At 63.7% G+C, this 24,620-nt stretch carries 22 protein-coding genes; 9 read left to right on the forward strand and 13 right to left on the reverse strand.

Annotated elements, in window-relative coordinates; translation table 11 throughout:
- Positions 1–55: 55 nt before the first annotated feature.
- Positions 56–1,060, reverse strand: a complete 1,005-nt coding sequence (locus Q4543_RS06235; protein WP_303436928.1) for a tripartite tricarboxylate transporter substrate binding protein — start codon at positions 1,058–1,060, stop codon at positions 56–58.
- Positions 1,061–1,308: 248 nt separating this feature from the next.
- Here Q4543_RS06235 and Q4543_RS06240 point away from each other — a divergent pair, with 248 nt between their 5' ends.
- Together Q4543_RS06240 and Q4543_RS06245 are read left to right on the forward strand one after the other, a co-directional pair.
- The gene (locus tag Q4543_RS06240; protein WP_303436930.1) at positions 1,309–2,310 is read left to right on the forward strand and encodes a Gfo/Idh/MocA family protein; all 1,002 of its coding nucleotides are present in this window, start codon (positions 1,309–1,311) and stop codon (positions 2,308–2,310) included.
- A 22-nt stretch (positions 2,311–2,332) separates the two neighbouring features.
- Complete coding sequence (locus tag Q4543_RS06245) at positions 2,333–3,028, forward strand: FadR/GntR family transcriptional regulator (protein ID WP_303436931.1); 696 nt, start codon at positions 2,333–2,335, stop codon at positions 3,026–3,028.
- 40 nt (positions 3,029–3,068) lie between these two features.
- On the opposite strand, the gene Q4543_RS06250 is transcribed toward Q4543_RS06245, so the two are convergent.
- Complete coding sequence (locus tag Q4543_RS06250) at positions 3,069–3,794, reverse strand: class II aldolase/adducin family protein (protein ID WP_303436932.1); 726 nt, start codon at positions 3,792–3,794, stop codon at positions 3,069–3,071.
- Complete coding sequence (locus tag Q4543_RS06255; protein WP_303436934.1) at positions 3,791–4,939, reverse strand: TauD/TfdA family dioxygenase; 1,149 nt, start codon at positions 4,937–4,939, stop codon at positions 3,791–3,793. Before Q4543_RS06255 ends, Q4543_RS06250 begins: the two co-directional genes overlap by 4 nt.
- Positions 4,940–5,071: 132 nt before the next feature.
- Here Q4543_RS06255 and Q4543_RS06260 point away from each other — a divergent pair, with 132 nt between their 5' ends.
- The 6 genes from Q4543_RS06260 to Q4543_RS06285 all read left to right on the forward strand — a co-directional run bounded on the left by Q4543_RS06260 (position 5,072) and on the right by Q4543_RS06285 (position 12,868).
- Positions 5,072–5,962 (forward strand): LysR substrate-binding domain-containing protein, encoded by an 891-nt coding sequence (locus tag Q4543_RS06260; RefSeq protein WP_303436936.1) that lies wholly within the window; start codon positions 5,072–5,074, stop codon positions 5,960–5,962.
- Positions 5,963–6,690: 728 nt separating this feature from the next.
- A complete protein-coding gene (locus tag Q4543_RS06265; RefSeq protein ID WP_303436937.1) occupies positions 6,691–8,280 on the forward strand; it encodes an ABC transporter substrate-binding protein in 1,590 nt (529 codons plus the stop codon).
- A gap of 4 nt (positions 8,281–8,284) precedes the next feature.
- Positions 8,285–9,244 carry an ABC transporter permease gene (locus Q4543_RS06270; protein ID WP_303436967.1) on the forward strand — a complete coding sequence of 320 codons (960 nt, stop codon included), beginning with the start codon at positions 8,285–8,287 and terminating at the stop codon, positions 9,242–9,244.
- On the forward strand, positions 9,241–10,059 hold the full coding sequence (locus Q4543_RS06275) for an ABC transporter permease (protein ID WP_216003780.1): 819 nt from the start codon (positions 9,241–9,243) through the stop codon (positions 10,057–10,059). Before Q4543_RS06270 ends, Q4543_RS06275 begins: the two co-directional genes overlap by 4 nt.
- Entirely contained in the window at positions 10,052–11,683 is a 1,632-nt protein-coding gene (locus Q4543_RS06280) for an ABC transporter ATP-binding protein (protein WP_303436939.1), read from the forward strand. Before Q4543_RS06275 ends, Q4543_RS06280 begins: the two co-directional genes overlap by 8 nt.
- A gap of 192 nt (positions 11,684–11,875) precedes the next feature.
- Positions 11,876–12,868 carry an NAD(P)-dependent oxidoreductase gene (locus tag Q4543_RS06285; RefSeq protein ID WP_303436940.1) on the forward strand — a complete coding sequence of 331 codons (993 nt, stop codon included), beginning with the start codon at positions 11,876–11,878 and terminating at the stop codon, positions 12,866–12,868.
- 91 nt (positions 12,869–12,959) lie between these two features.
- Here the strand turns inward: Q4543_RS06285 and Q4543_RS06290 are convergent, their stop codons facing one another.
- From Q4543_RS06290 to Q4543_RS06300, 3 genes are read right to left on the reverse strand one after another with little or no spacing between them, the layout of a single operon-like run.
- Positions 12,960–14,402 (reverse strand): aldehyde dehydrogenase family protein, encoded by a 1,443-nt coding sequence (locus Q4543_RS06290; protein ID WP_303436941.1) that lies wholly within the window; start codon positions 14,400–14,402, stop codon positions 12,960–12,962.
- 12 nt (positions 14,403–14,414) lie between these two features.
- Positions 14,415–15,623, reverse strand: coding sequence for a mandelate racemase/muconate lactonizing enzyme family protein (locus Q4543_RS06295; protein ID WP_303436942.1), 1,209 nt, complete (start codon positions 15,621–15,623; stop codon positions 14,415–14,417).
- Between the two features lie 24 nt (positions 15,624–15,647).
- Entirely contained in the window at positions 15,648–17,270 is a 1,623-nt protein-coding gene (locus Q4543_RS06300; RefSeq protein ID WP_303436944.1) for a GMC family oxidoreductase, read from the reverse strand.
- Between the two features lie 144 nt (positions 17,271–17,414).
- Here Q4543_RS06300 and Q4543_RS06305 point away from each other — a divergent pair, with 144 nt between their 5' ends.
- Positions 17,415–18,296, forward strand: a complete 882-nt coding sequence (locus tag Q4543_RS06305) for a LysR substrate-binding domain-containing protein (protein ID WP_303436945.1) — start codon at positions 17,415–17,417, stop codon at positions 18,294–18,296.
- 31 nt (positions 18,297–18,327) lie between these two features.
- Here Q4543_RS06305 and phnE (Q4543_RS06310) read toward each other — a convergent pair whose 3' ends face one another.
- The 7 genes from phnE (Q4543_RS06310) to Q4543_RS06340 form a co-directional block, all read right to left on the reverse strand.
- A complete protein-coding gene (gene phnE / locus Q4543_RS06310; RefSeq protein WP_303436946.1) occupies positions 18,328–19,140 on the reverse strand; it encodes a phosphonate ABC transporter, permease protein PhnE in 813 nt (270 codons plus the stop codon).
- Positions 19,137–19,943, reverse strand: coding sequence for a phosphonate ABC transporter, permease protein PhnE (gene phnE / locus Q4543_RS06315; RefSeq protein WP_303436947.1), 807 nt, complete (start codon positions 19,941–19,943; stop codon positions 19,137–19,139). The genes phnE (Q4543_RS06310) and phnE (Q4543_RS06315) overlap by 4 nt, the downstream gene beginning before the upstream one ends.
- On the reverse strand, positions 19,940–20,761 hold the full coding sequence (gene phnC / locus Q4543_RS06320; protein WP_303436948.1) for a phosphonate ABC transporter ATP-binding protein: 822 nt from the start codon (positions 20,759–20,761) through the stop codon (positions 19,940–19,942). The genes phnE (Q4543_RS06315) and phnC overlap by 4 nt, the downstream gene beginning before the upstream one ends.
- A 65-nt stretch (positions 20,762–20,826) precedes the next feature.
- Positions 20,827–21,735 (reverse strand): phosphate/phosphite/phosphonate ABC transporter substrate-binding protein, encoded by a 909-nt coding sequence (phnD, locus tag Q4543_RS06325; RefSeq protein ID WP_252737545.1) that lies wholly within the window; start codon positions 21,733–21,735, stop codon positions 20,827–20,829.
- A gap of 890 nt (positions 21,736–22,625) precedes the next feature.
- Entirely contained in the window at positions 22,626–22,976 is a 351-nt protein-coding gene (locus tag Q4543_RS06330) for a LysE family translocator (RefSeq protein WP_368502153.1), read from the reverse strand.
- The gene (locus Q4543_RS06335) at positions 22,973–23,413 is read right to left on the reverse strand and encodes a RidA family protein (RefSeq protein ID WP_303436949.1); all 441 of its coding nucleotides are present in this window, start codon (positions 23,411–23,413) and stop codon (positions 22,973–22,975) included. The genes Q4543_RS06330 and Q4543_RS06335 overlap by 4 nt, the downstream gene beginning before the upstream one ends.
- Complete coding sequence (locus tag Q4543_RS06340; protein ID WP_303436951.1) at positions 23,403–24,614, reverse strand: pyridoxal phosphate-dependent aminotransferase; 1,212 nt, start codon at positions 24,612–24,614, stop codon at positions 23,403–23,405. Before Q4543_RS06340 ends, Q4543_RS06335 begins: the two co-directional genes overlap by 11 nt.
- Positions 24,615–24,620: the final 6 nt, after the last annotated feature.

Here is a 24,620-nt window from a genome sequence, read left to right on the forward strand (position 1 = left end):
CATTCAGAACGGGCGACCGGGCCACGAGGCCCGATCGCGCTGCATTGGATGGCGATCAGCCGGGCTGCTTGATCAGGCCGGCGGCGGCCATGGTCTCGCCCATCTGCGCGTCGGCGTCGGCCATCATCTGGGCGTGTGCCGCCGGGTCGAGATACGAGATGTTGAAGCCACGCCCGTTCATGAACTCGACGAACTCGGGGTCGACCACGATCTCGGCCAGCGCGGCGGACACCGCGTCGGCGGCCTCTTGCGGCATGTCCTTGGGGCCGCAGATGCCGCGCCATGTGGCAAGGGCGAAATCGGCGGCGCCGGTTTCGATCAGCGTCGGCACATCCGGGTGGCTCGAGGCGCGCTCGGAGCCCATCAGCGCGATATTGACGGCGCGGCCAGCGTCGACCATCGCCTTGGTCTCGCCCAGAGACACGGTCACGAGGTCGATGCCGCCCGCGATCAGATCCTGCATCGCCGGGGCCGAGCCTTCGGAGGGCACCCAGATCACGTGGTTGCCGTCAAGCCCGAGCGATTGCAGCCAGCCCACCAGCGCAAGGTGCCAGATGCCGCCCTGCGAGGTGCCCGATGCCTTGAACGTGCCCGGCTCGGAATTCACCACGGCTTCGGTCAGGCTGTCGATGTCCTGATAGTCGCTGTTCGACGATACGGTGATCGCCGGGCTGTCGGCGTTCATCAGGCCAAGCGGTGTGTAATCTTCGTGGGTGAGCTGGGTCAGGCCGAGGTGATGCATCATCGCGATCTCGACCGTGACAACGCCAAGGTTGTAGCCATCCGCCGGAGCGGTGGCGATGGCCGAGTGACCGATGACGCCAGCGCCGCCGGTGCGGTTGACCACGGTGATCGGCTGGCCAAGGCGCCGCTCGAGCAGCGCCGAGATCATCCGGCCGGTGGCATCGGTGCCGCCGCCCGCGCCCCATGGCACGATCATCGTGACCGGGCGCGTCGGGTAATCCGCGGCCAAGGCCGGACCGGCCATCAGGCCAAGCGCCGAAACCGATGCGGCACCAGCCAGAAAGCCCCGGCGCGAGGTATTATAAGAATCTGTCATGTCATCCTCCCATGGATCACGTGCCCGGCTTGGGCAAATTGGACGGTCCGCTCTGTGTCCTCGCGCGGTCCGGCCAGTTTCATACCGCCGCAGCCAAAGCTCCCCCTCGGCTGCGACAGGCGTCGCACACCGCCGGCTGGAGACTCTCCGTTCGGCGATATTTGTAAGGATGTGTCACATGTCGCCTTGATATGTCAAGACTAGTATTCTAGTACTCGCTGAAAGAACGGTTCAGGGGAGGTCCGGCAATGGGCTACGACAGGCTCAAGGTTGCAATCACGGGTGCGGGGGCGATCAGCCAGTTTCACCTCAAGGGGTGGCAGGCGCAGCAAGGCGTCGAGATCGTGGCGATCTGCGATCCCGACCAGAGCAAGGCAGAGCAGCAGGCGGAGGCCTTCGGCATCCCCGAGGTGTTCACCGACATGGTGCAGATGCTGGACGCCACGCGCCCCGATGCGGTCGACATCATCACCCCGGTCGGCAGTCACGCGCCGCTGGTGCGGCTGGCGGCGGATCGCGGCGTGCATGTGATGTGCCAGAAGCCGATGACCCCGACGGTGGCCGAGGCCGAGGCGCTGATCGGCGATGTCGGCGAGCGGGTGCGATTTATGATCCACGAGAACTACCGCTTCCGCCCGCATTACGCCGAGCTGGCGCAGCGCATGGCCGCGGGGCAGGTGGGCCGGTTGCGCCACGCCCGCCTGACGGTGCGGGCCTCGGCGGTGCTGGATTACCCGGGCAAGCAGCCGTTCCTGCTGGGCCGCCAGCCCTATCTTGCCGATTTCCGCCGCCTGCTGGTGTTCGAGGTGCTGATCCACCATCTGGATGCGCTGCGCGCCATTCTCGGAGAGATGCGCGTCGAAAGCGCCACGCTGGACCGGATGAACCCGGCGCTCAAGGGCGAGGACGTGGCGCTGATCCAGCTGCGCTCGGACGACGGGGCGCTGGTGGTCATCGATGCCGATATTGCCGCGCCCGGTCATCCGCCGCTGCCGGCGGACCGGCTGGAATTGCTGGGCGAAACCGATACGCTGATCTATGATCGCGACCGCATCACGCTGCTGTCGAGCCCCGATGACGTGTCGCTGCATGACCTTGCTGCGAATTATCAGGCCTGTTTCACCGGCGCTGTGACGGATTTCACCGAAGGGCTGCGCAGCGGACGGGCGTTCCAGACCGATCGGCTGGACAATCTGAAGACGTTGCGGCTTATGGAAGACATCTATCGCGCGGCGGGTGTCGCGATCTGACCCCGCCAAACAGGAGGAAACGGTGACCGACGCCGGGAAACCATCGCTGGCCGACCAAGTCTACGATCAGCTCTTGGCGCGGATCACCGACGAAACCTACGAGCTGCACAGCCGCCTGCCCAACGAAGAGGCCCTGCGCCACGAATTCGGCGTCTCGCGCCCGGTGGTGCGGGCGGCGCTGGCAAGGCTGCGCAGCGATGGCATGATCCAGTCGCGGCGCGGCTCTGGCAGCTATGTCATCCGCCGCCCCGACAGCAAGGTGGTCAGCTTCGTGCCGCTTGGCTCGATCACCGACATCCAGCGCTGCTATGAATTTCGCATCGACGTCGAGGGGGCAGCTGCCGGATGGGCGGCGCGGCGGCGCACCGACGACGACCTCGTTCAGATCGAGCAGGCGTTTCAGGCGCTGGAAACCACCTACAACGACAAGCAGCCCGGCATCGACGCCGACCAGCGCTTTCACCTTGCGGTGGCGCGGGCGTCGCACAACCTGTTCTTTGTCTCAACGCTGGAATCGCTGCGCCAGCAGATCGCCTTCGGGGTAGAGCTGTCGCGCTCGCTGACCATGCTGGATGCGCCGCAGCGGCAGGAACGGGTTCTGGCAGAGCATCGCGCGGTGATCGAGGCGATCCGGGCAGAGCAGCCAGAGCAGGCCGAGGCGGCAATGCGCGCCCATATCACCGCAGCCAAGAATCGCATGTTCATCGGGCAGGAATAGGCGCAAGCCAGCGGCCCCCCGAAAGGGGCCGCCGCGAAGCTCAGGCCAGTGCTGGCAGCTTGCTGCGCAGATAGGCGAAATGCTTTGCCGCCATGCCCCGGTAGGGGCGCCAGCCATCGGCGGTGTTCTGCGCCACCGCATCGGACAGCACCGCCAGCGGCGCCCCGGTGGAGCGGGCAAGGATCAGCGTCTGCGCCGCCTTTTCGAAGAAATACAGATCCTCGAACGCATCGGCTACGGTCTCACCCACGATGGTGACGCCGTGGTTGCCCATCACCAGCACGGATTTGTCGCCGATGGCATCGGCAATCCGCTCGCCCTCTTCGGTGGCATCGGCAATGCCGCCGAAGGACAGGTCATAGGCGGTGCGCCCGTAAAAGCGCGCGGTGTTGTTGTCGATCGGCACGATGGTGGGATCGGCAAGGCAGGCCAGCGCCGTGGCATAGGGAGAATGGGCGTGCAGCGCCACGCGCGCCTCGGGCAGGCGGCGGTGCAAGGTGCCATGCACGCACCAGGCCGAGGCATCGACGCCCTCGGGGGTGGCTTCGTTGCGGCTGTCGAGCAGCAGCAGATCCGCGGGCGCGATGGTGTCGAAATGCTGCCATTTCGCGTTCAGCAGGAATTGCTGCCCATCCGCCGACACCGCGGCGCTGAAATGGTTGCCGACGCTCTCGGACCAGCCGAGCATGTGGCAGATGCGAAACGCATCTGCCAGCTCGGCGCGCAGCTGCGCCTCGGTGTTGGTAGGGGTTACCGGGGCGTTCATGCCTTGAACCGCCCTTCGCTGACCAGCGCGCGATAGGTCGAGCGCATTTCCGAACGGTCGACATAGCAGCCGCGCAGGTAGCGATCGCCGCTGGTCGCGGTATAGGCGGCGCGGCCATGCACGATGCGGTGGTTGTCGAACACCATGCATTCGCCGCCCTTCATCAGGAAGCGCATCATGTACTTGTCTTCCTGCAGCATCCGGCCAAAGCGGCAGAAGGCGGGGTAGTAATCATCCAGCAGCTTCTGGTCGAGATCGAAGATATCCGCCATGTGCTGGCTGATGGTCAGGCCGGACACTTCGCCATACTGGTCAAGTTCGATCACATATTGGCGCGAGCGCGCATCATAGGTGTCATGCTCGCAAAAGAAGGGGATGGCGATCTCGGACAGCAGCTTGAAGCCTTCGGGGTCGCGCTTGCGGAAATCATTGGCCACGGCGACGCCATCGGCATAGAGGCTCTCGCCGCCCTGCACGGTGTTGGCGCGGCAATGCAGGAACTGGATGCCCGGCGCGAATTCCTCGGCGGGGGTGTCGGTGTGCAGCTCCAGCGCGCCAGCGGTATAGGCGGTGTTGGTCGGGTTGATGTGGGTCTTCACATCGAAATAGGTGCCAAAGAAGGTCGGGCGCACAAAGCCCATCAGCTCGGCGGTCTGGGTCAGGCCTTCGTCGCTGTCGGGCATGTCGGTGACGATGGTGAACCCGTGCACCAGCATTGCCTCTATCCACTTGGCGCGGGTCTCGTTGCTGGCGACCAGCTCGGGCTGCGAGAAGCGCGGCACCGACGGGTAATGATCGCCGAACCACGGGGTGCGCGACAGGTCGGCCGGGTCCTTGCGGGTGCCGCCATTGGCATAGGTTTCCAGCCAGCAGAGCGGCATCCGGGTGACGTGATCTTCGCCGTCCCATGCGATCACCAGTGCCTCGCCCTCGACCACGGCGGAGGCGGCGCGCGGTGCCGTCTCGAGGTGGAAGATGTCGAAGCTGCGCTCGCGCGTCACCGGGCTGAACGAGCTGGGGCAGTTGTCGCGCAGCCAGTAGTAGTTGAAGTAATGCGCCTTGCCGTCGGGCAGGGTGATGTCGAGCCCCTTTTCGCCAAGCGTGATGGCATGGGAAGCGGTGATCGGAGAGCTGAGGTCGTTCATCTGCGGATCTCTCTGCGTTTCATGAGGGAGGAGGGAGGCGGTTTTGACAGGGTGGAGCATTCCATCAATTCCCGTTCGCCAACAGATCGGTTAGTCTGAAGATAATATAAGCCACAGCTTAAACTGGACCGCATGGAACGCCTGCCCCCCCTTCGTCTTCTGGTGACTTTCGAGGCGCTGTCGCGCCATGGCTCGATGCGCGATGCCGCGGCCCGTCTGAACGTGACGCAACCGGCTGTCAGTCAGGCGTTGCGGGCGCTTGAGGATCATGTGGGGGTGGGGCTGATCGATCGCTCGGTGCGACCCGCGCGGCTGACCGAAGCTGGCGAGATGCTGGCGCGGGGGGTGCGCGAGGGGCTGGCGCGGATCTCGTCAACGCTGGAAGACATCCGGGCGCTCAACACATCGGGGGAGCGGCAGGTCACCGTTTCCTGCACTCTGGGCATGGCAACCTACTGGCTGATGCCGCGTCTGCCGTCTTTTTACGCAGCCCATCCGGACATCACCGTGAACGTGCAGGCGCCCGCGACGGATCTGCCGGTGCTGACGCCGGGGATCGACGTTGCCCTGCGCTACGGCACCGGCGGGTGGCGCGAAGGGAAGACGCGCAAGCTGTTCGACGAGCTGATCTGCCCGGTCGGGGCGCCCGCATTGGTGGAGCGCCTGCTGGCCGAGGGGGTCGGTCTTTCGACGGCACCCTTGATTCATGTGCGCAGTCCGTATAATCAGCATTGGGCCGGTTGGGAGGATTATTTTCAAGCAACTGGCACCTCGCGCCCTCGTGGTGGCGGGCAGAGTTTCAACAACTACGTTCAGGCCGCACAGGCGGTCTATGATGGGCGTGGGTTGATGCTGGGCTGGCGCTCGATCACCGGGCGGGCCGTACAAGAAGGCGCGCTAAGGCACTGGCCGGAGGGAACGGTCGATCTTGGCACCGCCTATTATGTAACGACCGCGGCCGTGCCATCGCAAGATGCGCGCGTTTTCGTCGACTGGGTCTGTGAGGAAACGGATACGCAATGATCCCGACGCAGACCGTCACCGGGCTGCGTGGTCTGCGCATGGCACGGGCTGCGACAAGGGGGCTGGCCCAATCAGAGCGACCCCATTGGGTCAAATGACATTGCTTTACTGGGTTTTGGATCTGTCTCAGGTTCATCGCCAACCCGACAACAAAGAGAACGAAAGCCCGTGCGCCTGACGAAATTCAAATTCTTCGCCATTGGCGCCTTGCGGCACGATCTTTGGAAAAGCACGGTTCTGCCCCGCCGGATACGGCGGGCCGACACGGGCACCGGGTCCATCAAACGGTGCCAGCTTTGATCGCCTGCGGTGTCCTCTTTGGCGGCGCTGCGCGGTGCCCGGCTGCCATGCCTTGCGCGCAGGGGGGCACCCGGTGAGCGCAACGGCAGATCCTCCTCTGGCTTATACTGAAACACCCTTTCTGCGCGGTGCCCTGCCAACGGCATGTGCGAGCGCCCCGGGGCGAGGCCTGTGCGGCCCGCGCCAAACCGCCCAAAGACTGCGCATCGATCACACGCCGCAGCGGATCAGGGCACAGTTGCAGCCCCTCGGCGATACCCTCGCCTTGAAAGCCCGGCTGCGCGGCTTTGAACATGACCACGACATCCCCCGCGTCTTTATGATGACGCCATTCCACGTCTTTGTGGACAGGTCCACATGCCCCCGGGAAACCGCGACGGGGCGATGCGCAAACAGATCAACAATCCAACAAAAACAGGGAAAAAACCATGACTGACAAACTGAAAAACCTTCGGGACACAATTGCGCTGCCCGGCATCAGCCGCCGTGGATTTCTTGGAACCGCGTCTGCCGCCGCGATGACGGTGGCCGGTGCCAACCTGATGTTCGCCGGCAAGGCCAACGCGCAGGAACCGGTCAAGGGCGGCACGCTCAAGATGGGCCTTGGCGGCGGGCAGAGCAGCGACAGCCTTGATCCGGCGCTGGCGGCCAACTCGGTTACCTTCCACGTGCTGCGCACCTTCGGGGAAACCCTTGTCGATGTCAGCCCCGACGGTTCGCTCGACATGCGCATTGCCGAAGAGATCGAAAGCTCGCCCGACGCCAAGACATGGCGCTTCAAGATCCGTCAGGGCGTTGAATTCCACAATGGCGAGATGGTGACCCCCGAGGACGTGCTGGCCACGCTCGAGCGCCATTCCGACGAAGAGTCGCAATCGGGTGCGCTTGGCATCATGCAGGGCATCGAGTCGATGAGCATCGATGGCGACTGGCTGGTGGTGAACCTTGACACCGCCAACGCCGACCTGCCCTACCTGTTCTCGGATTACCACCTGCAGATCCAGCCCGGCGGCGGGCGTGACAATCCGGCGGACGGCATCGGCGCTGGCGCCTACAAGATCGTCAGCCACGAAGCCGGCGTGCGCTATACCTTCGAGAAGCACGAAAACTACTGGGATGACACGCGGGGCCATTACGATGGTGTTGAATTCCTGATCATCAACGATTCCACCGCCCGGATGGCGGCGCTGCAATCGGGTCAGGTGCATATCGCCAACCTCGTCGAGCCCAAGGTCGCCAGCCTGCTGTCGCGCGCGCCCAACATCAATGTCACCAATGTCGCGAGCCGCGGACATTACGTGTTCATCATGCATTGCGACACCGCGCCCTTCGACAACAAGGACCTGCGGCTGGCGCTGAAATACGCCATCAACCGCCAGGAAATGGTCGACAAGATCCTTCAGGGATATGGCACGATCGGCAACGACACCCCGATAAACGCCGCCTATCCGCTGTTCTCGGGCAAGCTGGAGCAGCGCAACTACGACATCGAAAAGGCCGCAGAGCATTACAAGGCGTCCGGCCATGATGGCAGCCCGATCGTGCTCAAGGTCGCCGATGGCGCCTTCCCGGGGGCTGTCGATGCCGCCGCGCTGTTCCAGCAATCCGCCGCCGCTGCGGGCATTCCGCTGGAAATCCAGCGCGTGCCCAATGATGGCTACTGGTCGGAAGTCTGGAACAAAGAGCCGTTCTGCGCCTCGTACTGGGGGGGGCGCCCGGTTCAGGACCAGATGTATTCGACCGCCTATCTGTCGACCGCCGACTGGAACGATACCCGCTTTTCCAACGAGGCGTTCGATGCGCTGCTGCTCGAGGCACGGGCCGAGCTTGACGAGGAAAAGCGCATCGGGCTTTACGATCAGATGGCGGAAATCCTGCATGACGAAGGCGGCGTGATCTGCCCGATGTTCAACGATTTCGTCGAAGGCATGAGCACCAAGGTTCAGGGCTGGGTCGCCGACGGCGGCCAGGACACCATGAACGGCCTCGCCCCGCACAAGACCTGGCTGGTCGGCTGACGTGTTGCGACATCCTATCCTGAAACTTCTGGCCCAGCGTCTTACGCTGGGCCTGCTGCTGCTGCTTGCCGCCTCGGTGCTCATCTTCATGGGCACCGAGATCCTGCCGGGCGATGTGGCGCAATCGATCCTAGGGCAAAGCGCCACTCCTCAGGCGCTGGCCAATCTTCGTGAACAGCTGGGCGTGAACGAACCGGCGATGACGCGCTATTTCGACTGGCTGTTCGGGGTTTTGCGCGGAGACCTTGGAACCGCGCTGACCAATGGTCAGGATATCGCCACCGCCATGGCTGGCCGCCTGTCCAACACGCTGTTCCTTGCCTGTTCCGCCGCGGTGATCGCCGTGCCTCTGGCCATCATCCTTGGCGTGATCGCGGTGCGCTATCGCGGGCAATGGCCCGACAAGCTGATCTCTGGCGTCACGCTGACCTCGGTGTCGATCCCGGAATTCATGCTCGGTTACATCGCCATGTATTTCCTGACGGTGAAATTTCAGATCTTCCCCTCGGTCTCGACGATCCACGAGGGCATGAGCCTGCTCGACAAGTTTCAGGCCATCGCCATTCCGGTGCTGGTGCTGGTGCTGGTGGTGCTGGGCCACATGATGCGGATGACGCGCGCCGCCATCCTGAACGTCATGCAATCGGCCTATATCGAAACCGCCGAGCTCAAGGGCCTGCGCCCGATCACGGTGATCGCCCGCCATGCCTTTCCCAATGCCATCGCGCCGGTGGTCAACGTGGTGATGATCAACCTTGCCTATCTTGTGGTCGGGGTTGTCGTGGTCGAGGTCGTCTTCGTGTTTCCCGGCATGGGGCAATATCTGGTCGACCATGTCACCAAGCGTGATGTGCCGGTGGTGCAGGCCTGCGGTCTGGTGTTCGCCGCCGTCTATATCGGCCTGAACATGCTGGCCGACATTGTGTCCATCCTTTCCAACCCCCGTTTGAGGCATCGCAAATGAGGAGCATCCCCTTATCCGCTCTGGTCGGGCTGCTGTTCGTGGCCCTGTATTTCATCGGGGCGATCTTTGCTGATCTCATCGCCCCTTATGGCATGGCCGAAGTCGTCGGCGATGTGTGGGAGCCGTCCTCGGCAGAGCATTGGCTCGGCACTGACAGCATCGGGCGCGACCTGCTCAGCCGGCTGATCTATGGCGGGCAGACCACGATTCTGGTCGCGACCGCCGCGACCCTGCTCAGCTTTGCCGTCGGGGCCACGCTTGGCCTGACGGCTGCGGTGATGGGTGGCTGGGCCGATCAGGTGCTGTCGCGCTTCATCGACCTGATGATGTCGATCCCGACGCTGATCTTTGCGCTGGTGGTGCTGTCGGTGATGCCGGTGACGCTCCTCGTGCTGATCCTCGTCATGGGGCTGCTGGATTCCACCCGGGTGTTTCGCCTCAGCCGCGCCGTGGCGGTCGATATCAACGTGATGGATTACGTCGAGGCGGCCAAGCTGCGCGGCGAAGGCCGCCGCTGGGTGATCTTCCACGAGATCCTGCCCAATGCCCTGTCGCCGCTGGTGGCCGAAATGGGCCTGCGCTTCATCTTCATGGTGCTGTTCATCTCGACCCTGTCGTTCCTGGGCCTTGGCGTGCAACCGCCGCTAGCCGACTGGGGCGGCATCGTGAAGGAAAACAAGGATGGCATCATCTACGGCATTCCCGCCGCGCTGATCCCCGCCTTTGCCATCGCGACGCTGGCCATTTCGGTCAACCTCGTGGCCGACTGGATCCTGAACAAGACGACCAGCCTGAAAGGAGGCCGCGATGGATGAGATCCTGCTTGATGCCCGAGACCTGAAAATCGGCGCAACGGTCTATCCGGCTGGCGAGCCGCCAAAGGACATCACCATCGTGCATGGCGTGTCCTTCACCCTCGAAAAGGGCAAGGTGCTGGGGCTGATCGGTGAATCCGGCGCTGGCAAATCCACCATCGGCCTGTCGGCCATGGCCTACGGGCGCGGCGGCGTGCGGATCACCGGGGGGCAGATGTTCCTCAATGGCCGCGACATCCTGAGCGAAGGGCCAAGCGGCCTGCGCGAGCTGCGCGGCGGCGAGGTGACCTATGTGGCGCAATCCGCCGCTGCGGCCTTCAACCCGGCGATGCGGCTGATCGATCAGGTCATCGAAACCACCCTGCGCCGTGGCCTTGCCAACCGGGAAGAGGCGGAAAACCGGGCGATCGACCTGTTTCGTCAGCTCGGCCTGCCGAGCCCCGAAACCATCGGCAAGCGCTATCCGCATCAGGTCTCTGGCGGCCAGTTGCAGCGGGTGATGACGGCGATGGCCCTGTGCCCGCGCCCCTCGCTGGTGATCTTCGACGAGCCGACGACGGCGCTGGATGTGACCACCCAGATCGACGTGCTTGCCGCGATCAAGAAGGCGATCCACGACACCGGGGTGGCGGCGCTGTACATCACCCATGACCTTGCGGTGGTGGCCCAGGTCGCTGACGAGATCATGGTTCTCAAGAGCGGGCGGACGGTTGAACACGGCGATGTGCAGCAGATCATCGAGGCCCCGCGCGAGGATTATACCCGCGCGCTGGTTTCGGTGAGATCCATCGACCACGAGGCCAAGCCGCCTGCGGCCGAGCCGTTGTTGCAGATCAAGAATCTGACGGCGCGCTATCCCGGCCTGTCTCAGGATGTGCTCAAGAACGTGTCGGTCGAGATCGCGCAGGGACAGACGCTGGCCATCGTCGGGGAAAGCGGATCGGGGAAATCGACCCTCGCCCGCGCCATCACCGGGCTGCTGCCCCCAAGCAAGGGGGCGATCACCTTTGCGGGCCGCAGGCTTTCGGACAAGCTGGAAACCCGCACGCGGGATGATCTGCGCGAATTGCAGATGATCTACCAGATGGCCGATGTCGCGATGAACCCGCGCCATACCGTCGGCACCATCATCGGACGGCCGCTGGAATTCTACTTTGGTCTGCGCGGGGCGCAAAAGCGCAAGCGCGTGCAGGAGCTTCTCGACCAGATCGAGATGGGCAAGAATTTCATCGACCGCTACCCCGCCGAACTGTCGGGCGGGCAGAAACAGCGCGTGTGCATCGCCCGCGCGCTGGCCGCCAAGCCCAAGCTGATCATCTGCGACGAGGTCACCTCGGCGCTTGATCCGCTGGTGGCCGACGGCATTCTGAAGCTGTTGCTGGATCTGCAGGCGCAGGAAGACGTGGCCTACATGTTCATCACCCACGATCTGGCCACGGTGCGGGCGATTGCCGATGGCATCGCGGTGATGCATCGCGGCAAGGTGGTGCGCTACGGGCCCAAGGCGCAGGTGCTGAGCCCGCCCTTCGACGATTACACCGACCTTCTGCTCGCCTCGGTCCCCGAGATGAAGCTGGGCTGGCTGGAATCGGTCATCGAGCATCGCGCCGGCGCACAGGACTAGGCCCGCGCCCTGACACATCGGCCAACGCCCGCCCCGCATCCCGGTGGCGGGCGTTGGTGTTTTCAGGGCGCGCCCCTGCCCGCAACAGAACTGGCCCCATTGGGCCAAATGCCGTTGCTTTACGGATGTTTCGAACTGCCTCAGGCTGCGGGGCGAAGAACATACCAAACCTTACAAAAGGACTCTCCACAGATGAAAATCGGCTTCGTCGGTCTCGGCAATGTTGGCGGCAAACTTGCGGGCAGTTTGCTGAGAAACGGTTTCGACCTTACCGTGCATGATCTTGACGAGACGCTGGTGGCGAAATTCGTCGCGCGTGGCGCAAAACCCGGCACCACGCCGCTGGCGCTGATGCAGGATTGCGACGCGGTGATCACCTGCCTGCCCTCGCCCGCGGCCTCTGCGGCGGTGGTCGAGGCGATGCTGCCGGCGGTGACGGCGGACAAGATCTGGATGGAAATGTCGACCACCGACGCTGGCGAGGTCAAGCGCCTGTCGGATCTGGTCAAGGCGCAGGGCGGATCGGCGATGGAATGCCCGGTTTCGGGCGGCTGCCACCGGGCCGACACCGGCAATATCTCGATCTTCGCGGGCTGCGATCGCGCCACGTTCGAGCGTATGCTGCCGACGCTGACCACGCTTGGCCGCCGGGTGCTGCACACTGGCGATATCGGCACCGCGTCGATCCTCAAGGTGATGACCAACTACCTTGCCACCGCCAACCTGCTGACCTGCTGCGAAGCGCTGGTGACGATGAAGGCGGCGGGCATGGATCTCAACACCACCTACGAGGCGATGAAGATCTCGTCGGGCACCTCTTTCGTGCACGAGACCGAAAGCCAGGTCATCCTGAACGGCTCGCGCGACATCTCCTTCACCATGGATCTGGTGAAGAAGGACATCGGCCTGTTCCAGAAGATCGCCGATCAGGCCGGTGTGCCGCTGGAAATCAGCCCGCTGATGGTTGAAATCTTCAACGACGGCATCGCCCGTTTTGGCGAGCGCGAACTGTCGCCCAACATCATCCGCCGCCTCGAAGAGGCCACCGGCCTGTCGATCACCGCGCCGGGCTTCCCGGCCGAAATGACCGATGACGAACCCGAAGAGCAGGGCTACGAGGTGATCCCGACCGGCCTGTCCGCGCCGCTGGCCACGCTGGTGGGCGCGAAAACCGCTGCGGAATGATCCCTGTGCCCCCCGGCTGCGATGCCGGGGGCGCGCAACAGGAAACGCGCGCAAGATCACTCTTGCGCCCGTTTTTGTTTTTGGCCGGAGGTTACACCGCGAAGGGCGGGCGCACCTTGACTTCAAGGTAGTCTTCGAGCCCGAAGCGGCCGCCTTCGCGCCCGTTGCCCGATTGCTTGAAGCCGCCGAAGGGCGAGCCGTAATCCGAGCCGCGCCCGTTGATATGGATGCCTCCGGCCCGCAGGCGGCGCGCCACGCGCAGGGCGCGGGCCTCATCGCCAGTCGACAGATAGGCATCAAGGCCGTAATCGGTGTCATTGGCCAGCGCGATGGCCTCTTCCTCGGTGTCGAACGGCGCCATCACCAGCACCGGGCCGAACACCTCTTCGCGCCAGAGCGTCATCTCGGGGGTGACATCGGCAAAGATGGTCGGACGCACGAACCAGCCGGTTTCAAGCCCCTGCGCCAGCCCGTCAGGGCGCCCGAGACCGCCCGCGAGCAGGCGTGTGCCCTCGTCGATGCCGGTCTGGATCATCGCCTGCACCCGGTCATACTGGATCTGATCGAACAGCGGGCCGATGTGATCGCCCTCGAGCGCCGGATCGTCCACCGCCTGATGTTCTGCCACGCTGCGGGCGACCTCTAGCGCGCGCGCATAGGCGCTGCGTTCCACCAGCATCCGGGTGGGGGCGTTGCAGGACTGGCCGGTGTTGTCGAAACATTCCGCCACGCCTTGGGCCACCATGGCATCCACATCGGCATCGGCAAAGATGATATTGGGGGATTTTCCGCCAAGTTCCAGCGTCACGCGCTTGATGGTGGCGGCGGCGTCGCGCGACACCGCGCTGCCCGCGCGGGTCGAGCCGGTGAAGGACATCATCGCCACGTCGGGATGCTGCGACAGGGCGGCGCCGACGGTGGGGCCTTCGCCAAAGACCAGATTGAACACACCGGCGGGGTAGCCCGCCTCGTGGATGATCTCGGCATAGATCTGCGCTGACAGCGGCGTGTGCTCAGACGGTTTGAGCACGCAGGTCGCCCCGGTGGCCAGCGCCGGAATGACCTTGAGCGCGATCTGGTTGATCGGCCAGTTCCACGGCGTGATCAACCCGCAGACACCGATCGGCTCGTAGCTGACGATATCGCCATTGGGCAGGGTCTCTTCCTCGTCATGCGCTTCGAGCGCGGCGATGAACGCCTCAAGATGGCCCAGACCGGATTCCGCCTGCACCGCGCGCGCCATGGTGGCGGGCGCGCCCATCTCCATCGAGATCGCCCGGCCCAGATCATCAAGCCGCGCCCGCGTGACGTCGGCCAGACGGCGCAGCAGCGTCAGGCGTTCGTCCTTGGAGGTCAGGGAAAACGTCTCAAAGGCGGCCTTGGCGGCGGCGACGGCGCGGTCGACATCGAGCGCATTGCCAAGCGACACCACCCCGACCTGCGCATTGGTCGAGGGCGTCAGGATCGGCATGTCCTGCGGCGCGTCCGGGCTGACCCATTCGCCGTTGATGTAGAATTTATCGAGGGTAATCATATTCTTCCTCCGTCAGGGGGTGACGTGCGATTGGTCCATGTTCAGATGGAGATCGGCTTCGGTGTAGGGCATGCGTGCGATGGCCTCGTCATCGAGTTCCAGCCCGAGGCCCGGCTTGCGCGACGGGATGACATAGCCGTCTTCCCAGTCGATCCCGCCCTTGACCGCCTGCATGTAGGGGCCATCAAAGGTGCCGATGCTTTCAAGGATCAGGAAATTCGGCGAACAGGTGGCAATCTGGATATTGGCGGCGGCAACGATCGGCCCGCAGTAGAGATGCGGCGCGATCTGCGCCTGCCGGGTTTCCGCCATGCCGGCGATCTTCTTGGCTTCAAGCAGGCCACCGACGCGGCCAAGGTTCATCTGCAGGATCGACGCGGCGCCGGTTTCCAGCAGGCGGGCAAATTCATATTTGGTGCACAGCCGCTCGCCCGCCGCCACCGGGATCGAGGTAAAGGCGGCGACCTGCGCCATGTCAGCGGGGCTTTCGGGGGGCAGGGGTTCTTCGAACCACAGCGGATCGAAGGGTTCGAGAGCCCGCGCCATGCGCTTGGCCCCCGACACGGTGAACTGGCCGTGGGTGCCGAACAGCAGATCGGCCCGCTCGCCCACGGCGGCGCGGATTTCGCGGCAGAAGGCAACGCTGAGGCTGATGTCTTCCAGCCGCGGCTGGTGGCCATCGAAGATGGTATAGGGGCCGGCGGGGTCGAATTTCAGCGCGGTGAAGCCCTGATCGCACATATCCGATGCGATCTGCGCCGCAATCGACGCATCATTGTAGCTGTTGGGGGTGTTGGGGTCTGGGTAGACGTCGCCGCTTTGCGGATAGATGTAGGAATAGCTGCGCAGCCGGTCGTGCACCCGCCCGCCCAGCAGATCGTAAACCGGCTTGTCGGCGGCCTTGCCCAGAATGTCCCAGCAGGCCATTTCCAGCCCGCTGAACGTGCCCATCACGCTGACATCCGGGCGATGGGTGAATCCCGCGCCATAGGCCTTGCGGAACAGCAGTTCGATCTGCTGCGGATCGGCGCCTTCGAAATGGCGCGTGAACATGTCGCGGGCCATGGCGCAGCAGACATCCGGGCCAAAGGTGGCGTTGTAGATCTCGCCCACGCCGGTGATGCCGCAGGCCGTGGTCAGACGCACGAAGATGAAATAGCGCCCGCCATGGCGGGGCGGCGCGTTGCCGACCACGAAGGTTTCAAGTTTGTCGAGGCGCATGTGCCCTCCTGTCTTTGGCGCGGCTCAGCCCGCGTCCTGTAGAATTATGTCCGCCGCCCGCAGCGCAAGCATCATCGTCGGGGCGTTGGTGTTGCCCGAGGTGATGTTGGGAAACGCCGAGGCGTCGGCGATGCGCAGGCCGGGCACGCCATGCACCCGGAGCCGCGCGTCGATCACCGAATCCTGCGCATCCTGCCCCATCCGGCAGGTGCAGCTGGGATGAAAGACCGTCGAGGCCCGGTTGCGGAATTCGTCCAGCATGGCGGCATCATCCATGGTCTCAAGCGATGGCAGCTTGGCCGCAGATGTCACCGAGCGCAGCGCATCGGTTTGCGACAGCGCATGAAGCACCCGGCTGGCGCGCACCGCCGCGTCGCGATCCGCCTGTGTGGCCAGCGAGTTGGGGCGGATCGCCGGGGCCTCGCGGTGATCGGCAGAGCGGATCCGCACCGAGCCGCGGCTGGTCGGGCGGCAGGGCTGCGCCGACAGCAGGTAGCCCGGATCGCGGTCCAGAACCACCTTGCCGTCGGGCGTGACCTCGTAAGAGGCCGGGTTGCAGAACAATTGCACATCCGGGGCCGCCGCCCCAGCCGAGCGCACGAAGCCCCCGACCTGATTGACCGGCACCGTCAGCGGGCCGCGCCGCGTCAGGACATAGCGCATGCCCGCCAGCAGGCGCCCGCTGCGCCGCCCGAGGATGGCGTTGAGCGTGTCTTGCGCGGCGCGGAACTGGTAGGACACCGCCAGATGATCCTGCAAGCCTTCGCCGACCTGCGGCAGATCGCGGTGTACCTTGATGCCATGCGCCTTCAGCAAAGCCGCCGGGCCAAGCCCAGACAGCTGCATGAGCTGCGGCGAATTGATCGCCCCGGCGCTCAGGATCACCTCTTTATGGGCCGTGACGCGATGGGTCTTGCCGCCTTGCTCATAGCTCAAGCCGTTGACGCGCGCGCCGTCGAATTCCAGCCGCAGCACATGGGCGCGCTGTTCCAGCGTCAGGTTCGCCCGTTTCAACGCCGGGCGCAGGAAGGCATCCGCCGCCGACCAGCGCATGCCGTTGCGCACATTGCTGCGGTAAAACCCCAGCCCTTCGGAATTGTCCTGATTGAGATCATCGAGCGTGCGGTAACCGGCCTCGCGCGCGGCGGCGAGGAAATGATGCGAGAACGGGTTCATCTGGTCCGTCAGGTTCTGCACCCAGACCGGGCCACCAGTCTTGGGGCGATCCGACTGTGTCTCGATCCGGGCATAGGCGGCGCGCACCGCTGCCCAATCCCAGCCCGAGGCCCCGGCGGCGGCCCAGTCATCGAAATCCCGCGCCTGACCGCGCATATAGGCCATGGCGTTGATCGAGCTTGACCCGCCGATGACCCGTCCGCGCGGCCAATAGCTGGCGCGCCCGTTCAGCGCGTCTTCGGCATCGCTGTGATAGCCCCAGTTCAGCGCCGGGTTGGCGTAGTTGATGGCGTATCCGACCGGGACCTTGACCCAGAAACGCCGGTCGCTGCCGCCCGCTTCCAGCACCAGCACCCGCAGCGCCGGGTTTTCCGAAAGCCGGTTGGCCAGCACGCAGCCAGCCGATCCCGCCCCGACGATCACATAGTCATAGTCACTGGTCTTCATCGCATCGCCTTCCGCATGGCGCATTCGCCGCCCCTGCAACAAGACAGCTGCCCGGAATAAGTACAAACAACGGCTTTGACCGCTGAGGCCCCATAGGTTTTTGAGCAGATCGCGTTGCCAATCCGGGGCGCGCGCCCCATGATCGCGCCGAATTACAGCGGATCCTTCATGCGCAGGTTGCCCCACGTCACTTGGCTTCGCTCCTTCGAGGCGGCGGCCCGTCACAGCTCGTTCAGCTCGGCCGCGGATGAGCTTAGCCTGACCCCGGCGGCGGTCAGCCAGCAGATCCGGCTGCTGGAACAGCATCTGGGGATTCAGCTGTTCAAACGGCTCGCCAAGGGGGTGCAGCTGACCGATGTCGGGCTGGCCTATGCGATTCCGATCCGCAAATCCTTTGTGGAAATGCAATCGGCGACGGATGGGCTGTTTCGCATTCAAAGCAAATCGGTGGTGCGGGTGCGCTGTTCGATTTCCTTTGCCGCGCTGATCCTCGCGCCGCGCCTGCACGAGTTTTCCCGCCTGCACCCGGAGATCGACGTCGAACTGTCGACCGCCGTCTGGTCCGACCGGATCACCGGCGCGGGGGTCGATCTTGATATCCGCTTCGGGGAAGACGGCTGGAGCGAGCAGAACGTGCATCCGATCCCGGTGCGCGATGCCACCATCGTCTGCCATCCCGATTACGCGGGCAGCCTTGGCACGACGCTGAGCCATGAGGCGCTGCAGGATGCGGCCATCGTCACCATCGTCGGCTCTGAAACCGATTGGGACCGGTTGTTCCTGAAATATGGCCTCGACGGGCCGCGCCATGATCATTGGATCAAGGCGGATTCCTCGCTGATCGCCTTGCAGATTCTTTCGGCCGGGCGCGGCTGCGCCATCATCAGCCGCAGCTTTGCCCAGAGCGATCTTGACGCGGGCCGCCTCGTGGCGCCGTTTGACCTTGATCTGTCGATGTCGTCGAACTTCACGCTGGTGGAACGCGATGACATCCGGGGCCGCAAGGACATCACCACCTTTGTCGACTGGATGCTGGCGCAATCGCTGTAGGGGGCGCACGTCACGCCCGCCCCCTTGAGGATCAGATGATCGCCTTGCGCAGCTTGGCCGACAGCGCTTCGCTCAGCACGACGGTGCCAAGGATCAGCAGCAGGATCACGGTGATCTGATCCCATGCCAGAACCGCCAGTGAGGCATTCATCTTGAGCCCCAGCCCCCCGGCGCCAACCAGCCCGAGGATGGTGCTTTCGCGGATGTTGATATCCCAGCGAAACACCGAGATGCCCCAGAACGACGGCATGATCTGCGGCACGATGCCATAGGTCAGCACCTGCGCCGGGCCAGCGCCGGTGGTGGTGATCGCCTCGATCTGGCGGGCGTCGGTTTCCTCGATCGCCTCGTAAAGCAGCTTGCCCACAAAGCCGATGGAGCGCAGCGCGATGGCGATGATCCCGGCCAGCAGGCCGGGGCCGATGATCGCCACCAGCAACAGCGCCCAGATCAGCGCGTTGATCGACCGCGACGCCACGATGATGAACAGCGCGACGGGGCGCAGGAAGGTGGCCGATGGCGTGGTGTTGCGCGCGGCCAGAAACGCCACCGGCACCGCCATGATCACGCCGCCCACCGTGCCCAGCGTGGCGATGTTCAGCGTGTCCCACAGTGGCAGAATCAGCTCGGGCAGGTAGCCCCATTCGGGCGGCAGCATCCGCGATCCGATGTCCGCCGCCTGATCGGGGGCATCCAGCACAAAGGCCCAGATGGTGCTTTGTGTCATCACCTGCCAGCACCAGACGAACAGCGCCACCAGCGCCAGCCAGCCGAGCCAGAGCAACAGGGACTGGCGCGATGTGCGGCGCATCCAGACGGGGGAAATATGCGCAGGCGTGCTCATTGCAGGAACTTTCGCAGATAGCTGGAGCTGTATTCCGCCACCATGACGATGGCGATGATGATCAGCAGGATCGCGCCCGCGCTGTCGTATTCATAGCGGTCGATGGCGGTGTTCAGCGTGGCGCCAATGCCGCCCGCGCCGACGATGCCGATCACCGCGCTTTCGCGGAAATTGATGTCGAGCCGGTACAGCGACAGGCCGATGATCCGGGGCATCACCTGCGGTTGCACCGCATAGACCAGCAGTTGCGGCCATGTGGCACCGGTGGCGCGGATCGCCTCGACCTGAGAGGCGTCGATCTCCTCGATCTCATCCGCAAGCAGCTTGCCGATAAAGCCGATGGTGGCAAAGGTCAGGGTCAGGAACCCGGCAAACGGGCCAAAGCCGAACATCGCCACCAGAAAGATCGCCACGATGATTTCCTGCAGCGCGCGGCTGACCGCGATGACCGAGCGGCAGACCAGATAGACCGGGCGTGGTACCATGTTGCGCGCCCCGCCGATGCCGATGGGGATCGACAGCGCCACCCCGATCACCGTCGAGGTCAGCGTCATGGTCAGGCTTTCCACCAGACCTTGCTGAATGTCGCGCCAGCGGCTGGTGAAATCCGGCGACAGGAAGCCCATGACGAAGCGCTGGCCGCGCTCGAGGCCCTCGAAGACCCGCAGCCAGTTGACCTCGATCGACCCGACCGCCAGCACGAGATAGATCAGCACGCCAATCTGGATGGCGATGCGGATGCGCCGGTTCGCAAGGATCTGCGGCGGGCGGCGCCAGGTCTTGGGGTAGGCGGGGGCGGTCATGCGGGAACCTCGACCGGCGCTCTGGCGGGTTCAGCGGGTTCAGCGGGTTCGGCGGGGGTTTCGGGGCGCAGGGCGTTCCAGTCTTCGGCGCCGTAGATCTCGGTCAGCACGGTTTCATCCAGCGCCTCGGCGACGCCGTCAAACACCACCGTCCCGGCGCGCAGCCCGATGATGCGCTGCATGAAGTGCTGCGCCAGCGGCACGTCATGGATGTTGACGATGGCCGGCAGCCCGCGTTCAGAGCAGATTTCCGTCAGCAGCCGCATGATCTGGCGGCTGGTCTTGGGGTCGAGGCTGGCGGTGGGTTCATCGACCAGCAGCAGGTCGGGGTCCTGCATCAGGGCGCGGGCAATACCGACCCGCTGGCGCTGCCCGCCCGACAGCGCATCGGCGCGCTTGTCGGCATGTTGCAGCAGACCGACCCGGTCGAGCAATTCATAAGCGCGCTGGATGTCATGGCCTTCAAAGCGGCGCAGCCAGCTGCGCCAGAACGGCACATAGCCAAGGCGACCGGAGAGCACGTTTTCCATCACCGACAGCCGCTCGACCAGCGCATATTCCTGAAAGATCATGCCGATGCGCCGCCGCTGCCGACGCAGATCGGATTTGCCAAGCCTCACGAGATTGACCTCGCCCAGCCGCACCTCGCCGCCCGTGGGTTCGACCAGACGGTTGATGCAGCGGATCAGGGTGGATTTCCCGGCGCCCGAGGGGCCGATCAGACCGATGATCTGGCCCTTGTGGACCTCGAAACTGACATCGTTCAGCGCCTTGTCCCCTGTCCGATAGGTTTTCGACAGGTTGGTCAATCGAAGCATGGCGGTTTTCCCGAATTGAAAACAGGCGGGCATGGGGCCCGCCTGCCGGTGTGATGTGAACGCGCTTATTGGCAGTCGTAGGCGACGCCATTGGCATCGTCGATCTTGCGGATCACATCCCAGTCTTTCTGGAACGAGATCTCGATGAACTGCGCTTCGCCGCTCTTGCCGAATTCTTCGGCCAGCGCGGAACCTTCCCAGTCGAAGCTGAAGAAGGCGTCCTTGATCTTGTCCTGAAGCTCGGGCGTGAGGTTATGCGCCACGCCGTAGCCGGTCGTCGGGAAGGTCTGCGAGGTGTAGATGACGTTGAACTGATCTTCGCTGACCACATCGCGTTCGATCATCCGGCCCTTGACCGAATTGGCGACGGCGGCGGCGGGGTAATCCTTGTTGGCAACGCCCAGGATCGAATTGTCATGCTTGCCGGAAAAGACCGGGGTGAAATCGCGGCCCGCTTCCATGCCGAAATCGGCCTTGAGGATCGCGGAGGGGGCCTTGAACCCGGAATTGGAGGTTTCGGTGGTAAAGGCCAGATCGCCCCCGGCGATATCCTTGACCTCTTCGATGCCCGAACCGGGGTAGGTGATGATTTCCATCTCATACCCGAAAGAGCCGTCTTCGGCGGCCATCATCGCAAACGGGCGCAGACCGGCGCAGGCCACGGCCAGCGGGTTCGATCCGGTGTTGAACCCGGCGACATGCAGGCGACCGGCGCGCATGGCTTCGATCTGGGCGGCGTTGGACTGAACCGGGAAGAACTGGACCTTCTTGCCGGTCACTTCGCTCATGTGATCAAGGAACCCCTGCCAGACCTCGGCGTAAACGGCGGGGTCTTCGACCGGGGTATAGGCAAAGATCAGCGTCGAGGGATCGAGCAGATCGGCGGCATCGGTGGGGATATCGGCGATCAGGTCGCCATCGGCGTCGCTGTAGCGATCGCTGAGCTGGAAATCCGCAAAGGCAGGCGCTGCCATGGCCGCAAGAATGGCGGCCGCCGAAGCAGCATTGGTCAGGTAAGTCATGGTGTCTCCGAGAAAATCAGAAAATTTGCGAAGCGGTGACGCGCGGGCTCTGGGTGATTGCACCGGGTGTCTGCAGGTGTCCGGCGCGATTTCTTGTTAATTCAATAATTCATAAAATATTGACACTTCAATCGGGCAGGGGCCGCAAAATCCGTGGAAATCCTTATTTTACAAAAACTTCACAGAGCCGCCATGGTGCAGGCGTCGTCGTCGAAACGCGCTTTGGGTGCCGCGCTTGATCTCGGCTTGGCCGAGGCAGTTGAAGCGGGTCATGAGGTCGATGCGGGGGGGATTCCGGCGGTTTGGCCCTTGCCGGGCAGTGCATCACGACGTGATGGCACGAGAGGGGGTCAACAGGTTCAGATTCCGGCGCTGAGGGTCTTTTGCCCGCCTCGCTGACACCGCCGCGCCAGTATCCGCCGCGATCGCATCGCGCGGGCGCAGATATCCGCCCGCCGATGCCCGGCCCGGAGCGCTTGGTCAGGGCCGCTCAGCTTTCCGAGCGCGGCACCGGTCTAGCCGCCAGCCCGGCGGCCTTGAGGTGGTCGAGCAGCGCGGCTTCCACCGGGATCATGTGGCGTTCGACATCGACCAGCGAGAAGTGTCGTTTTTCACAAATAAGTTCAGCAGATTTTCATTAGCGGTTCAGTGGGTGCCCGCAGCATCAAAGCAGCCGTTCAACGATGCCACAGTAATCATGAAGCTGCTACCGATGCGTTCGATTCAGACTTTTGTCGGCCCTTTTTGTAACGCGCCGCGATCCAGCTTGCCCCGGCCCCGTAGGTTGAAAGCAACAGCCCGTCCATGAAGATATAGGTCGCGGACAAAATTAGAAATTGGGGTCAGAAAGGTTGCTCAGCAGATGTGAACTGCGGAAAAAGAGTTGCAAAGAAGACAACGGCTTTTGGGTTGGCGGCCGACGTGAGAAATCTTTGCATCCAGAGATTGCCGAGCGATATGTTGCGTTTCGCACCTCTGGTTTTGGGATCATCGGGTTTTGCTTTTCTGATCACGCGTATAGTGAGCCAGATCAAGTAAGCCATCACAGCCCATTTGATGACTGCAAGCGCAGCACCCGAAGCCGCGATAAGTGCTGTCAAACCCCAACCGACTGCCAGTATTTGCAGAGCACTCGCGGAAAGATCGCCTGCTGCCGTTGGCAGCGAACACGAGGAAGCCGCTTGATTGCTTATACCGTTACAGCGCGCACTATGATCTGGATTTCGACAGGTGCCCCACCCGGGAGCGAGCTGACACCGACGGCAGCACGGCTGGAAATTCCTGCGGTGCCGAGCATTTCGTAGAAATACTCCGATGCCAAATCGGCAATCGCGGAATGCGTGGTGAAATCTGCCGAACAGAAGACATAGACCGTCATATTGACGATGGCAGCGATTCTCTCGCCCTCCAGAAGTTGCGCGTGCGCCGCCAGCAGCGCGTTTTCCGCCGCCAGATGCACGGCTTCCCGGTAGTCTTGAGGATCGGCGTCGGGCAAGAACGGCCCCTGCCGGATTAGGGCTCCGTTTAGCCTCGGCGTCATGCCTGAAACATAGATCATTCCTCCGTCGCGGTGGGCAGGGGTGTAATTACCCTGAGCGATAGGACCGACGTTTGGGTGCTCAGTCCGCATAACGACGTACCATCTCGACGATCCGATGCGCAGCCCCCACCGCAGCGGCGTGATCTTGAGAAAAATTCAGCCGGATGCTTGATGCGGTATCCGGCCCGAACTCAGACCCCGGTGTCACAATCACATGCGCCTGAAGCCGCAGGAGACGCACGAAGTCCTGCGGCTCCACACTCAAAGATGGTAATTCGGGGAACAGGTAGCTTCCGGCCTGAGGAGTCCGCACCGACATACCGGCCTGCTTGAACACCGAAAGCAAATCATCCCGGATCGCCTGATGAACCCGAATGCGTTCGCTCATCCAGCCCTGCGGTTCTTCGAACCAGGTGTTGAACACCGCCTGATTATAGCCGGCGGCGCGCAGCGAAACGATCGCCTGCAATTTCTCCATGCGTGCGATGACCGCGGGTGCGCCAAACGCCACGCCCAGCCGGTAACCGCTGAGGGACTCAGTCTTCGAAGGACCGATGATCGTGATCACTTGGTCCGCGCCGATTTGCCCGGCCCGCAGATGGGTATACTCTGTCCCCTCGTATGACAGGCGAGAATAAAGCTGGTCGACAATGACCGCTGCCCCGAACTCGGAGGCCAGCCCTGCAATGGCAGCAATCTCCTCGCGCGAATAGACGGCACCGGTCGGGTTATTGGGGTTCGAGAACACCAGCACCCGCGCCCCTGCCTCGAACACCGCGCGCAGATCGTTCAGATCGAGCCCCGCGCTCTGGCCCGCCATGTAGTCAAGCCGTACGGGACAGATCGTCCCGCCGAGGAACGCGGCGAGCTTGCGGTTGGCAAAGTAGTCCGGTTGCACGATCGCGACCTTGTCCCCGGCTGCGACCGTCGCGGCCATCGCCAGAAAGAGCGCCCCCTGTGTGCCTGGCGTGAGGATCATTCCGGCCTCGGCATCGACCGGCGCGCCGGTGAAGCGTGCCAGATGGCCAGCGACACGCTGCCGAATGTCGAGTGTGCCGCGATATTCGGTATAAGCCTGCTGCCCGCCCTGTCCGACGCCTTCGAGGAAAGCTCCAAGCGCGTCGGGCGGGGGCGTAAAAGCATCGACATCACCATGCGAGAAATCAACCGGCTCTCCTGAAAGTCTTTCGCCCCGCATCAGTCCTTCGGTATCACCGGCGCCTTGTCGCGCTTCCTGGCCCGGTGCGTTGTCTGTCGCCAGGGCTTTGAATTTTTCAGCTATCGTTGTCATTTGAAC

Origin of the sequence: Salipiger sp. 1_MG-2023 (assembly GCF_030547555.1) — a bacterium.
GTDB lineage: Bacteria > Pseudomonadota > Alphaproteobacteria > Rhodobacterales > Rhodobacteraceae > Salipiger.